Below are 12,418 nucleotides of genomic sequence, written 5' to 3' on the forward strand. Positions count from 1 at the left end.
GTCCTCTTCGGGAGGCAGGAACGGACGGCCGGGGGCGAGGTGTGGACCCGCCCCCGGCCGGGAGGACTACTTGGGCGCGTCGACGCCGGCGGCCTTGGCGATGTCGCCGAGCATCTGCTCCGCCGCCTGCACACCGATGCCCGACATCCAGGTCTCGTCCGGCACGTTGAAGACCTTGGCGTTCTTGACCGCGGTCAGGCCCTGCCAGACCGGGGTGGCCTGGACCTCGGCCTGCTTGGTCTTGCTCGGGTCGGTGGCGACGGTGACGAAGACCAGGTCGGCGTCGGCCTGGTTGATCAGCTCGGGGCCGACCTCCAGCATCGCCTGGTCGACGTCCTGCGGGGTCGGGCGGGCCAGGCCGGTGTCCTTGAGCACCACGCCGCTGAACGAGGCCTTGGCGTACAGGCGGGTCGGGCCGGCCACGAAGCGGACCACCGAGGCGGTCGGCACCTTGCCGCCGTTCTTCTCGGCCACGGTCTTGCCGAGCGCGGCGGCCTTGGCCTCGTACGCCTTGAGCGCCTTGGCGGCCTCGGCCTCCTTGCCGAGCGCCTGGGCGTGCACCGCCAGGTTCTCCTTCCACGGGAAGCCCGTGGTCTCCGTCATCACGGTCGGCGCGATCGCGTTGAGCTTGGCGTAGACCTTCTCGTGCCGGACCTTCGAGGTGAGGATCAGGTCGGGCTTGAGCGAGGCGATCAGCTCCAGGTTGGGCTCGGCACTGGGGCCGACGTCCTTGGTGCCGTCGACCTTGCCCTTGAGGTACGCGGGGAAGCCGCCCTCGGTCTTCAGGTGCGGGGCGACCGCGCCGACCGGGGTGATGCCGAGCAGGGTGACGTCGTCCAGCTCGCCGCTGTCCAGCACCACGACCTTCTTGGGCTGGGCCTTGATCTCGGCGGTGCCCATCGCGTGCTTGACGCTGCGCGGGAAGGCGCCGGCCTCGGCGGCCTTCGAGCCCTCGGCCGGCTTGGCGTCGGAGGAGCCGGCGCTGCTGCCGCAGGCGGCGAGCGAGACGGTGAGCGCGGCGGCCAGCAGGAGGGCGGGGATTCTGCGCAGGGCGGCGGGCTGAGACATGGTCAGGTCCTTGCTGTGGGTACGGGGGCGGGGCAGGGTGGGGCGGCCGGCGCCGACGGGTACGGGCCGGAAGTCTGTTGAGCGGGTGTCAGGTGCTCGCCGGGCGGCGGGTCCTGGCCCGGGGGACGACCAGCGGGGTGCCGGTCTCCGGGTCGGGGACGACCTGGCAGGGGACCTGGAAGACGGCCTCCACCAGCTCGGCGGTGAGCACCTCGGCGGGCGGCCCGGCGGCGGCCAGCCTCCCGGCGTCCAGCACCACCAGGTGGTCCGCGTACCGGGCCGCCTGGCCCAGGTCGTGCAGCACCATCACCACGGTGCGGCCGGCCTGGTCGTGCAGGTCGGCGACCAGGTCGAGCACCTCCAGCTGGTGCCGCAGGTCGAGGAAGGTGGTCGGCTCGTCCAGCAGCAGCAACTCGGTGTCCTGGGCCAGTGCCAGGGCGATCCAGGCGCGCTGGCGCTGGCCGCCGGAGAGCTGGTCCACCGGGCGGTCGCGCAGTTCGGCGGTGCCGGTGCGGGCCAGCGCGTCCTCGACCGCGGCCTGGTCGGCGGCGGACCAGGGGCTGAGCAGCCGCTGGTGCGGGTAGCGGCCGAGCCGGACCAGCGACTCGACCGTGATCGCCTCGGGGGTGACCGGCTGCTGCGGCAGCAGGCCGAGCCGCTTGGCCAGCGCCCGGGCGCCCATCCGGTGGATGTCGGAGCCGTCCAGGGTGACGGTGCCGGCGGCCGGGGCGAGCAGCCGGGTCAGGCCGCGCAGCAGGGTGGACTTGCCGCAGGCGTTCGGGCCGACGATCGCGGTGACCGAACCGCCCGGCAGGGTGAGGTCGAGCGCCTCGACGATGGCCCGGTCGCCGTAGCGCAGGTGCAGGCCGGTGGCGGTGAGCTGATTGGACGTCGGCGACGCGGTGGCCGGCGGTGCGGTGGCCGGCGTCGTGCCGGTCAGCGGCGTGGTGGTCACGACTCACTCCTCTGGGGCGGCCGCCCCTGGCGGATCATCAGGACGAGCAGCCAGGGCGCGCCGAGGGTGGCGGTGACGGCACCCACCGGCAGGCCGTGGATCGGCAGCAGGTTCAGCACCAGGTAGTCCGAGCCGAGCAGCAGCAGGGCGCCGGTGAGCGCGTTCAGCAGCAGCGTGCCCGGGGTCGGCGGCCCGGCCACCAGCCGGACCAGGTGCGGGACGGCGAGGGCGACGAAGGCCACCGGGCCGCAGAGTGCGGCGGCCATCGAGGCCAGCACCACGGCGAGCAGCAGCAGGCCGACCCTGGCCCGGTTCGGGTCGAGGCCGAGCCCGCCGGCCGAGTCGTCGCCGAGGTCCAGCACCGCGACCCGGCGGTGCAGCAGGAAGACCAGCGCGGTGGTCAGCAGGATGGCCAGGCCGGCGATCTGCAGCTCGGCCCAGTTCCGGCCGTACAGCGAGCCGGTGATCCACTGCAGCGCGGAGGAGGCGAGTTCGGCCGGGAACCGGACCAGCATCAGGTTGACCGCGGCGGCCAGCCCGGACTGGACCGCCAGGCCGACCAGCACCAGCCGGTTGACCGCCATCCGGGAGCGCCAGGCGAACGAGCCGAGCAGGACCGCGGCCAGCACCCCGCCGCCGAGCGCGGCGACCGGGATCAGCGCCTGGCTCGCGCCGAGCGCCAGCATCAGCACCGCGCCGAACGAGGCGCCGCCGGTCACCCCGACCACGTCGGGGGAGGCGAGCGGGTTGCGGAAGAGCCGCTGGAGCAGCGAGCCGGAGACGGCCAGACCGGCCCCGGCGATCAGTGCCGAGAGCACCCGGGGGGCGCGGAACTCCTGCACCACCAGGACGCTGCCCGGGTCGCCCAGGCCGACCAGTGCGCGCAGCGACTCCAGCAGCGGCAGCTGCACCTGACCGGTGCTCAGGGCGAGTGCGGTGAGCAGGACCAGAGCGAGCGTCAGGCCGAGGCCGATCAGCACCGTGCGGCGGCGCTGCCGGGCGATCGCGCCGGCCCGGGGACGGAGGCCGGTGACCGGCAGGGCGGCGGTCACCGGGCGGCCTTCCGGGCCAGCAGGGCGAGCATCGGGGCGCCGAGGAAGGCGGTCACGATGCCGACCTCGATCTCGGCGGGGCGGACCACCAGCCGGCCGAGCACGTCGGCGCCGAGCAGCAGCACCGCGCCGCCGATCAGGCAGCCGGGGATCAGCCAGCGGTGGTCGTTGCCGAGCAGCGGCCGGACCAGGTGCGGTGCGGCCAGCCCGACGAAGGCGATCGGCCCGGCCACCGCGACCGCGCCGGCCGCCAGCAGGACCACCGCGATGCCGCCGACGATCCGGATCCGGGCCACCGGCACGCCGAGCGACCGGGCCGCCTCGTCGCCGAGCGCCAGCGCGTTCAGTGCGGGGGAGACCAGCAGCGCGACCAGCAGGCCGACCAGGATCAACGGGAGGACGGGGGTGAGCACGTCGAGGCTGCGGGTGCCGATCGAGCCGGCCAGCCAGAACCGGGCCTCGTCCAGCGTGCGGTGGCTGGCCAGCATCACCGCGGAGGTCCAGGAGGTGAGCACGGCGGTCAGGACGGTGCCGCCGAGCGCGAGCCGGACCGGGTCGAGGTCGCCCGAGCGCCGGGCCATCGCGTACGCCACCACGGCGGCGGCCGCGGCGCCGAGGACGGCGAACCAGACGTACTGGAGCGGGTGGGAGAGCCCGAGGGTGAAGATCGCCACCACCACGGCGAGGCTCGCACCCGCGTTGATGCCGAGCGTGGTCGGTGCGGCGAGCGGGTTGCGGGTGACGCCCTGGGCGACCGCTCCGGCCACCCCGAGGGCGGCGCCGACGGTCAGGCCGATGACGGTCCGCGGGACCCGGAGGCCGGTCACGACATCGGCGTCGCCGCCGGTCACCCGGCCCGACAGGGCATCAAGAACGGTTCCCAGCGGGATCGGTCGCGATCCCAGCGCCAGGCTGAGCGCCGCGCACAGCAGGAGCGCGGCGAGTCCGGCGAGCAGCAGCAGGGGCTGTCTGACGGTCGCCTGGGGTCGCCGCGCCGGGGCTGTGGACTCCGGCTGGTCGGTGGTAAGCACGGAGCGAGATCTTAGGTTAGCTTTCCCTAAGTTCTCAACTCGCACTCAGGTTGTGCGGTGGACGCACGGCTGGCTATAAGGTGAGCCTCACCTTAATCGATCTAGAGAGTCGGGGTGTCCCGGATGGCAGCCGTGCTGCTCCCGCCGGACGAGCACTTGGCCGAAACCCTTCGGTCGGTGATCACGACCTGCGGCACGCTCCGGGTCACGCTGGCCTCGGAGCCGACACCGGGTCAGGGCTGGCTGAGAGCCTCCGGGCTGACGGCGGGTGCGGAGCGGCTGATCGCCGCCGAGGCGGCCCGGATCGAGGCCGGGCACGGCCGGGCGCCCCGGACCGACGTGGCCGCCTCCCGCCTGCTGCACCACTACCTCTGGTCGGCCGGGCTGCTCTTCAGCGGCCCCTGGTACCTGACCGGGCAGCTGCCCGCGATCCGGCCCGAGGACGTCTGGATCGAGGTCGCCACCGGCGACCTGATGGTCCGTCCGACCGGTTCGGCGCCCGGTGGCGAGGCCGAGCTGCGGGCCGCCGTGGCGGCCCACTTCGCGCCGGTCCTCGACGCTTTCAAGCCATTCGTGAAGCGTGGACCCCGGGCGCTCTGGGGCATGGCGACGGACGATCTGGTCTCCGGGATCTGGTACCTGGGCAAGATGCGGGGCGAGGAGGAGTACGCCGTCCGGGTGGCGGAGGCCGTCCTTCCGGGGGACACCGCCCCCTTCCCCGGCGCCGCCGACTTCCGCCGCCTGGCCGGCACCGGGGGGCGCAGCCACCTGACCCGGACCAGGCTCGGCTGCTGCCTCTACTACGCGGTCGAGCCGCCGGACGCCTGCGTCACCTGCCCGCGCACCTGCGACGCCGACCGGGTCCGCCGGCTGGAGGCCTGACGGCGCCTGACGGCCCGTCGGGCCCGGCCGGTCGGCGGCCGGTCAGCGGCCGGTCAGTGGTGGAAGCCGGCCGTCCTGGTGCGGTCGCCGTCCAGCGGCCCGGACTGCCGGCGCAGCTGCGGCAGCAACTGCCCCAGCTGGTCCAGCAGCAGGCCGGCCAGGTCGGCGGTGAAGCCGTTGCGGCAGACCACCCGCAGCACCGAGAGGTCCTCCCGGTTCGGCGGGTAGGTGTACGCGGGGACCAGCCAGCCGTACTCGCGCAGCCGCCGGGAGACGTCGAAGACGTCGTAGGCGGTGACGTCCTCGGCGGTGGTGAAGGCGAACACCGGCAGGTCGTCGCCCCGGGTGAGCAGCCGGAAGTCGCCGAGCGCCTCGATCCGGTCGGCCAGGCTCCTGGCCACGTCCCGGGAGGCCTGCTGGACGGCGCGGTAGCCCTCGAACCCCAGCCGCAGGAAGGTGTAGTACTGGGCCACCACCTGGGCGCCGGGCCGGGAGAAGTTCAGCGCGAAGGTGGGCATCTCGCCGCCCAGGTAGTTGACCCGGAACACCAGCTCCTCGGGCAGGTGCTCGGCCGTGCGCCAGAGCGCCCAGCCGACGCCCGGGTAGACCAGGCCGTACTTGTGTCCCGAGGTGTTGATCGAGGCCACCCGCTCCAGCCGGAAGTCCCAGACCAGGCCCGGGTCGAGGAAGGGCGCGACCATCGCGCCGGAGGCCCCGTCCACGTGCACCGGCACGTCCAGCCCGGTGCGCTCCTGCAAGGCGTCCAGGACGGCGCAGAGTTCGGCGACCGGCTCGTAGGAGCCGTCGAAGGTGGAGCCCAGGATGCCGACCACGCCGATGGTGTTCTCGTCGCAGAGGTCCGCCGCCGCCTGCGGGTCGAGGTGGAACCGCTCGCCCTCCATCGGGACCAGCCGGGCCTCCACCTCCCAGAAGTTGCAGAACTTCTCCCAGCACACCTGCACGTTGACGCCCATGACCAGATTGGGGCGGGCCTGCGCGGAGGGGTAGCGGTCGGCGTTCCGCTTGGCCCAGCGGCGCTTGAGCGCCAGCCCGGCGAGCATGCAGGCCTCGCTGGAGCCGGTGGTGGAGCAGCCCACGGCCCGGGCCGGGTCGGGGGCGTTCCAGAGCTCGGCGAGCATCGCCACGCACCGGCGCTCCAACTCGGCGGTGCGCGGGTACTCGTCCTTGTCGATCATGTTCTTGTCGCGGCACTCCGCCATCAGCACCCCGGCCTGCGGCTCCATCCAGGTGGTGACGAAGGTGGCCAGGTTGAGCCGGGAGTTCCCGTCCAGCATCAGCTCGTCGTGGACCAGCCGGTAGGCGGTGTCCGGCGGCAGCGGTCCGTCGGCCAGCCGGTGGGTGGGCGGGGCCGAGGCCATCCCGGCGGCCGGGTCGGCCATGCCGTGGAACGGATTGACCGTCAGCCGGTCGAGTGAGCGGTCGGCGGGTCGTTGGCGATCTGCGCCGGAGTGGACGGCCACGGGCGGACTCCTCGCTGCTGGGGTGACACGGGCTCAGCGCCCAGCATTGAACGGTCCGGCCGGGGAGCCGGTGTGCGCCGTACGGATCAATGGCAGGTTCACCCGGACGGCCCTGGTCCAGGGCGTCCGCGAGGTCAGGACGCCGCGAGCTCGGGGACGCGGCGGTAGCGGCGGGTGGTCGCGGTCGCGGCGGTCAGGGCGAGCGCGCCGAGCGCGGCCGCGCAGGTGATCCAGAACGGTGCGGTCGGGCCGTGCCGCTCCGCCAGCCAGCCCGCGAGCAGGGTCCCGGCGGCCTGGGCCAGCGTGATGCTGGAGACCAGGGCGGCCATCGCCTCGCCCAGCCGGGCGGTCGGGACGGTCCGTTCGACCAGGCCGAACATCGTGATCATCTGCGGGGCGACGGCCAGGCCGAGGCAGCCGATCGCCACCGTCAGGCCGCCGACGCTGCCCACCGCGAGCAGCGGCAGCGAGACCGCGACCAGCAGGCCGGTGCCGACCCGCAGCCGCAGCGGCAGGTCCCAGCGGGCGGGCAGGGCGACGGTGGCGATCCCGGCCAGCGCACTGGTCCCGCCCATCAGGCCGTAGATCAGCCCGGCCGCGCCCGGCTGCCCGAGCGCGCCGGTGGTGGCGGTGACCCCGACCTGGACCGAGCCGAAGCAGGTGCCGAGCAGCGCCATCCCGGCCAGCAGCAGCACGTACGGGGTGGTCAGCAGCCGTCCGGCGCCGCGCCGGTGGCCCGGGTGGCCGGGGGCGGCGGTCGGGTGCAGGGCGAACAGGGTGCCGCAGACCGCGACCAGGGCGGCGCCCAGCAGCATCCCGACGGCCGGGTCGACCAGGGTGGCCAGCAGGCCGATCACGGCCGGGCCCGCGGTGAACGAGACCTCGTCCACGGTGCCGTCCAGCGAGAGCGTCGCGGCGGTCAACTCCGGGTCGCCGTCGGCCAGTCGGACCCAGCGGCTGCGGGAGAGCGGCCCGACCAGCGGGACCGAGAGGCCGATCAGCGCGGCGGCCGCCAGCTGCTCGGCGAACGGGCGGCCGGTCTCCGAGCCGAGCACCAGCGCGAGCAGCGCGAGCGTGTTGACGGCGGCGGCCACCAGGCCGACCGTCCGCTGCCCGTGCCGGTCGGCCAGCCGCCCGACCAGCGGGCCGCCGACCGCCTGGCCGACCGCCAGCAGACCGGTCGCGGCCGAACCCCGCCAGACGCTGCCGGAGTTGTGGGTGACCAGCAGCAGCGCCCCGATCGGGGCCATCGCGTTCGGCAGCCGCCCGAGCGCGGACCAGACCAGCACGCGTCCGCCGGTGAGGCGGGCGGCTGTTCCGAAGGTGGTGAACACGGCCATGGCGGCCTTCCGGTACCGGCCGGGCTCGGGTGCCCGCCTCCCGTCCGCCGACCTGACAGGTGATCGTCCTGCGGGTGAATCACGACCGTACGGTGTGCGCGGCGGGGCCCGGAACGGTCGGTTCGCCCAGCGTGGTGGCTTGGTCACGGTGGGGTACCTGTAGGAATCACCTGGAGCGCGGCCTCGGGGGAAACGGCCGAGCCCCCCTGATGGACCGTCATCAGGGGGGCTCGGCGGGTCCTGCGGCCGGCGCGAGACCCCTCACGCGTCGACTTAGGTAAGCCTAACTTGTGCTCGGGGTCAGGGCAAGGGGTGCTGTTCCAGCACCGCTCGGTACTCGGCGGCCACCCGCTGGTCCATCGCCAGCGTGAACTGCGCGTCCGCCACCGTCCGGGCCAGCGGCCGCAGCCGCTGCACCTGCTCGGTCAGCCGGGCCGCCTCGCCGGGCGTCAGCTCCTCGATCCGCTCCAGCGTGCCGAGCAGCTGATCGCGGATCAGCGAGGTGAAGACCTCGGCCACCGAGTCGGCGTACTCCTGCGCCCGGCGGCTGGCGGCCAGCACGGCGCCGAGCGGGATGCCCTCGGCCACCAGGGCGGTGGTGGCGTCCATCAGCCGGCGGCTGACGTGGGTGATGCCGTCCGGCCCGACCGTGATGTAGCCCTGCTCGATCGACTCGGCGGTGTTGCGGTCGGTGAGCTGGTCGCCGAAGGCGAGCTCCAGCTCGGCCCAGCTCAGGTGCACCGGGGTCTCGTCCGACCAGGGCGCGGTGATGGCGGCCTTCAGGCCGATCAGCCCGGCCACGTCCTGGCCGTTCTCGCCCGCACCGATCAGCTCGGCGATGCCGCCCAGGGTGTGGCCGCGCTCCAGCAGCTCCCCGATCACCCGCAGCCGGGCCAGGTGCCGCTCCCCGTACCAGGCGATCCGGCCCGCCCGGCGCGGCGGCTGGAGCAGCTTGCGCTCGCGGTAGAAGCGCAGCGTACGGGCCGTGATGCCGGCCGCCTCGGCCAGCTCCTCGACCCGGTACTCCCGCTGCTCCTCGATCTCCACGGCGCCCAGCATAGGGCTGAGCCCCGCGAAACCGGTGCGGTCGGGCTTCTTCCACTCGCTGTCAGCAAGGACTACCCTGCCAATCGCGCCAGCAATTACTGGCGCGGTTCTAATGGACAGGCGCACCCTCTCTCCGCTCCCCCCAGGAGGCCGACGCATGGCAGCCAGCACCAAGAAGCGCCCGACCCCCGCCGGGACACCGCACGTCCGGGTCGCCGTGGTCGGTTCCGGATTCGGCGGCATCGGCGCCGGGGTCCGGCTGCGCCGGGCCGGGATCACCGACTTCGTGATCCTGGAGCGGGCCGGGTCGGTCGGCGGCACCTGGCGGGACAACAGCTACCCGGGCTGCGCCTGCGACGTCCCCTCGCACCTCTACTCCTTCTCCTTCGCCCCCAACCCCGACTGGCCCCGCAGCTTCTCCGGCCAGCCGGACATCCGGGCCTACCTGGAGCGGGTCACCGACACCTTCGGGCTCCGGCCGCACCTGCGCTTCAACGCCGCGGTCACCGAGCTGCGCTGGGAGCAGGAGCACACCCGCTGGCGGATCACCACCGACGCGGGCAGCTGGACCGCCGACGCCGTGGTCTCCGCCTCCGGGGCGCTGGCCGACCCGCAGATCCCCGACCTGCCCGGGCTCGACACCTTCCCCGGCAAGGTCTTCCACTCCTCGCGCTGGGACCACGACTTCGACCTCACCGGCAAGCGGGTCGCGATGGTCGGCACCGGCGCCTCGGCCGCCCAGATCATCCCGGCGATCCAGCCGAAGGTCGGCCGGCTGACGGTCTTCCAGCGCACCCCCGCCTGGGTGCTGCCGCGCAACGACCGGGAGATCTCGGCCGCCGAGAAGTGGCTGCACGCCAAGCTGCCGCCCTCCGGCAAGCTGCGCCGGGGCGCGCTGTTCGCCCTGCGCGAGCTCCAGGTGGACGCCTTCGTCCGCCGCCCCGGCGCGCTCAAGCTGGTGCAGAAGCTCGCCGTCCGCAACATCCACCGCGGCATCGCGGACCCGAAGCTGAGGGCACAGCTGACCCCGGACTACCGGATCGGCTGCAAGCGCATCCTGCTCAGCAACACCTACTACCCGGCCCTGGCCGCCGCCAACACCGAGGTGGTGTCGGCCGGTCTGACCGAGCTGCGCGGCTCCACCCTGGTGGCCGCCGACGGCAGCGAGCACGAGGTGGACGCGGTCGTCTTCGGCACCGGTTTCCACGTCACCGACATGCCGATCGCGCAGCGGGTGTTCGGGATCGACGGGGTCAGCCTGGCGGACGAGTGGAAGGACGGCATGGAGGCACTGCGCGGCACCACCGTGCGCGGCTTCCCCAACCTGTTCTTCGTGGTCGGCCCGAACACCGGGCTCGGCAACAACTCGATGATCCTGATGATCGAGTCCCAACTGAACTACCTGATCGACGCGTTGACCAGCCTCGCGGCGAGCGGCGCGGCCGCCCTGCAGCCCACCGCCCGGGCCCAGCGGCAGTGGAACCTCGAACTCCAGCACCGGATGAGCCGCACCGTCTGGTCCACCGGCGGCTGCCAGAGCTGGTACCAGGACAGCACCGGCAAGAACACCACGCTCTGGCCCGCCTCCACCACCAGCTTCCGCCGCGCCACCCGCACGGTCGACCTGGCCGAGTACGAACTGATCCGGCAGGCCGCCCCCGCCGCAGCCGTCACCGAGGAGGCCCGCGCATGACCGCACTGCCCGCCGACTGCGTCCTGCCCGACGCCGCCGAGGAGTACCGGATCCGCTCCGCCGACGGCCACTGGATCCACGCCGCCGGGTACGGCCCCGAGGACGCGCCGCTGGTGGTGCTCGCCCACGGCTGGACCTGCTCCACCCGGTTCTGGGCCCCCGTCATCCACCAACTGGCCGCCGACCACCGGGTGGTGGCGTACGACCAGCGCGGCCACGGCCGCAGCGACATCCCCGCCACCGCCGCCGGGTACTCCACCGCCAAGCTCGCGGACGACCTGGCGGCGGTGCTCGGCCGGGTCGTCCCGGCCGGCGCCCGGGCCGTGCTGGCCGGGCACAGCATGGGCGGCATGACCATCATGGCCGCCGCCGACCGGGCCGAGGTGGCCGACCGGACCGCCGCCGTGCTGCTGGTCTCCACCGGCCCCGGCGACCTGCTGACCGAGCTCAAGGTGGTGCCGGGCGCCGTCCCCGGCCGCGGTCTGCGCCGCTTCCTGGGGCGGCAGTTGCTCCAGTCCCGGCTGCCGCTCGGCCGGGTCAGCCCGGTCAGCCGGGCCGCGCTCAAGTACGCCACCATGGGCCCGGCCACCCCCGCCGACCTGGTCGAGGCCAGCGCCCGGATCGTGCACGCCTGCCCGACCGGCGTCCGGTACCGCTGGTCCCGGGTGCTCGGCACCCTGGACCTCTACGCCGAGCTGTCCCGGCTGACCGCCCCCACCGCCGTGGTGGTCGGCACCCGCGACCTGCTCACCCCGCCGGTGCACGCCCGCCGGATGCTCGCCGCGCTGCCCGCCCCCGAGGGCCTGCTCGAACTCCCCGGCGTCGGCCACATGTCCCCGCTGGAGCGCCCGGCCGAGGTGGCCGGCGAGATCCGCCGACTCGTCAACTCCCGTCTGCTCACCGCCAGGAAGGCCGCAGAATGAGTCACCAGCTCGCCGGTCAGGTCGTCGTGGTCACCGGAGCCGCCCGGGGCGTCGGCGCCCTGATGGCCCGTAAGCTCGCCCAGCGCGGCGCCCGGGTCGCGCTGGTCGGCCTGGAGCCGGCCGAACTCAAGGCGGTGGCCGCCCAGTGCGGCCCCGAGGCCTCGCACTGGGAGGCCGACGTCACCGACCTGGAGGCACTGCGCAGCACCGCGCAGGCGATCCAGGACCGGTACGGCCGGATCGACACCGTGGTGGCCAACGCCGGGATCGCGATCGGCGGGCCGCTGATGGACAGCGACCCCGGCACCTTCGACCGGGTGATCCAGGTCAACCTGCTCGGCAGCGTGGCCACCGCCCGGGCCTTCCTGCCCGCGCTCACCGCGAGCCGGGGCTACCTGCTGCAGATCGCCTCGCTGGCCGCGATCACCCCCGCTCCGCTGATGGCGGCGTACTGCGCGAGCAAGGCCGGGGTGGAGGCGTTCGCCCACTCGCTCCGGGCCGAGGTCGCCCACCAGGGCGTCAAGGTCGGCGTCGGCTACCTGAGTTGGACCGACACCGACATGGTGCGCGGCGCCGACCAGGACGAGGTGCTGCGGCAGATGCGGGCCAAGCTGCCCTGGCCCGCGAACAAGACCTACCCGCTGCCGCCCGCCGTGGACCGCCTGGTCGACGGCATCGCCCGGCGCTCCGCCCACGTCTACGCCCAGCCCTGGCTGCGCGGCATGCAGCCGGTCCGCTGGCTGCTGCCGTCCCTGATCGCGGCCGTCGGCGCCCGCGACGTGGCCAGGCTGGCCCCGCAGTTGAAGGCCACCGCCGCCTCCCGGCTGCGCCCGGTGGGCGCGGGCGGCGAGGCCGACTCGGCGGTGCGCAGCACGCCGTAGCCGGCCCGGGCCGGTGCACAGCTACGCGGTCGCCGGCGTGGTGATCTTCGTGATCATGCGGGCGC

11 protein-coding genes are annotated in these 12,418 nt (G+C 74.1%); 4 read left to right on the forward strand and 7 right to left on the reverse strand.

Annotated elements, in window-relative coordinates; all coding sequences use genetic code 11:
* Window positions 1–66: 66 nt before the first annotated feature.
* From ABT118_RS22440 to ABT118_RS22455, 4 genes are all read right to left on the reverse strand, one after another.
* On the reverse strand, window positions 67–1,068 hold the full coding sequence (locus tag ABT118_RS22440; protein WP_350671692.1) for an ABC transporter substrate-binding protein: 1,002 nt from the start codon (window positions 1,066–1,068) through the stop codon (window positions 67–69).
* A gap of 88 nt (window positions 1,069–1,156) precedes the next feature.
* A complete protein-coding gene (locus tag ABT118_RS22445) occupies window positions 1,157–2,008 on the reverse strand; it encodes an ABC transporter ATP-binding protein (RefSeq protein WP_502884637.1) in 852 nt (283 codons plus the stop codon).
* An 11-nt stretch (window positions 2,009–2,019) separates the two neighbouring features.
* A complete protein-coding gene (locus ABT118_RS22450; RefSeq protein WP_350671694.1) occupies window positions 2,020–3,075 on the reverse strand; it encodes a FecCD family ABC transporter permease in 1,056 nt (351 codons plus the stop codon).
* Complete coding sequence (locus ABT118_RS22455) at window positions 3,072–4,037, reverse strand: FecCD family ABC transporter permease (protein ID WP_350671735.1); 966 nt, start codon at window positions 4,035–4,037, stop codon at window positions 3,072–3,074. Before ABT118_RS22455 ends, ABT118_RS22450 begins: the two co-directional genes overlap by 4 nt.
* 192 nt (window positions 4,038–4,229) lie before the next feature.
* On the opposite strand from ABT118_RS22455, the gene ABT118_RS22460 reads away from it, so the two are divergent.
* On the forward strand, window positions 4,230–4,988 hold the full coding sequence (locus ABT118_RS22460; protein ID WP_350671696.1) for a (2Fe-2S)-binding protein: 759 nt from the start codon (window positions 4,230–4,232) through the stop codon (window positions 4,986–4,988).
* A gap of 53 nt (window positions 4,989–5,041) precedes the next feature.
* Here the strand turns inward: ABT118_RS22460 and gad are convergent, their stop codons facing one another.
* The 3 genes from gad to ABT118_RS22475 form a co-directional block, all read right to left on the reverse strand.
* On the reverse strand, window positions 5,042–6,469 hold the full coding sequence (gene gad, locus ABT118_RS22465; protein WP_350671698.1) for a glutamate decarboxylase: 1,428 nt from the start codon (window positions 6,467–6,469) through the stop codon (window positions 5,042–5,044).
* Between the two features lie 134 nt (window positions 6,470–6,603).
* Entirely contained in the window at window positions 6,604–7,809 is a 1,206-nt protein-coding gene (locus ABT118_RS22470) for an MFS transporter (RefSeq protein WP_350671701.1), read from the reverse strand.
* Between the two features lie 300 nt (window positions 7,810–8,109).
* Entirely contained in the window at window positions 8,110–8,856 is a 747-nt protein-coding gene (locus tag ABT118_RS22475; RefSeq protein ID WP_350671704.1) for a MerR family transcriptional regulator, read from the reverse strand.
* 157 nt (window positions 8,857–9,013) lie between these two features.
* On the opposite strand from ABT118_RS22475, the gene ABT118_RS22480 reads away from it, so the two are divergent.
* From ABT118_RS22480 to ABT118_RS22490, 3 genes are read left to right on the forward strand one after another with little or no spacing between them, the layout of a single operon-like run.
* Window positions 9,014–10,549, forward strand: a complete 1,536-nt coding sequence (locus ABT118_RS22480; RefSeq protein WP_350671707.1) for a flavin-containing monooxygenase — start codon at window positions 9,014–9,016, stop codon at window positions 10,547–10,549.
* Window positions 10,546–11,472 carry an alpha/beta fold hydrolase gene (locus tag ABT118_RS22485; protein WP_350671710.1) on the forward strand — a complete coding sequence of 309 codons (927 nt, stop codon included), beginning with the start codon at window positions 10,546–10,548 and terminating at the stop codon, window positions 11,470–11,472. Before ABT118_RS22480 ends, ABT118_RS22485 begins: the two co-directional genes overlap by 4 nt.
* Window positions 11,469–12,353, forward strand: coding sequence for an SDR family oxidoreductase (locus ABT118_RS22490; protein ID WP_350671712.1), 885 nt, complete (start codon window positions 11,469–11,471; stop codon window positions 12,351–12,353). Before ABT118_RS22485 ends, ABT118_RS22490 begins: the two co-directional genes overlap by 4 nt.
* The last annotated feature ends 65 nt before the right edge of the window (window positions 12,354–12,418 follow it).

The organism is Kitasatospora sp. NPDC002040, from assembly GCF_040296785.1.
In the GTDB taxonomy this organism is placed as follows: Bacteria; Actinomycetota; Actinomycetes; order Streptomycetales; family Streptomycetaceae; genus Kitasatospora.

Bases quoted from the DNA above. Each gene is read 5' to 3' on its own strand.
- ABT118_RS22440 (WP_350671692.1), bottom strand. From the start codon at position 1,068: ATGTCTCAGCCCGCCGCCCTGCGCAGAATCCCCGCCCTCCTGCTGGCC.
- ABT118_RS22460 (WP_350671696.1), top strand. From the start codon at position 4,230: ATGGCAGCCGTGCTGCTCCCGCCGGACGAGCACTTGGCCGAAACCCTT.
- ABT118_RS22470 (WP_350671701.1), bottom strand. From the start codon at position 7,809: ATGGCCGTGTTCACCACCTTCGGAACAGCCGCCCGCCTCACCGGCGGA.
- ABT118_RS22480 (WP_350671707.1), top strand. From the start codon at position 9,014: ATGGCAGCCAGCACCAAGAAGCGCCCGACCCCCGCCGGGACACCGCAC.
- ABT118_RS22485 (WP_350671710.1), top strand. From the start codon at position 10,546: ATGACCGCACTGCCCGCCGACTGCGTCCTGCCCGACGCCGCCGAGGAG.
- ABT118_RS22490 (WP_350671712.1), top strand. From the start codon at position 11,469: ATGAGTCACCAGCTCGCCGGTCAGGTCGTCGTGGTCACCGGAGCCGCC.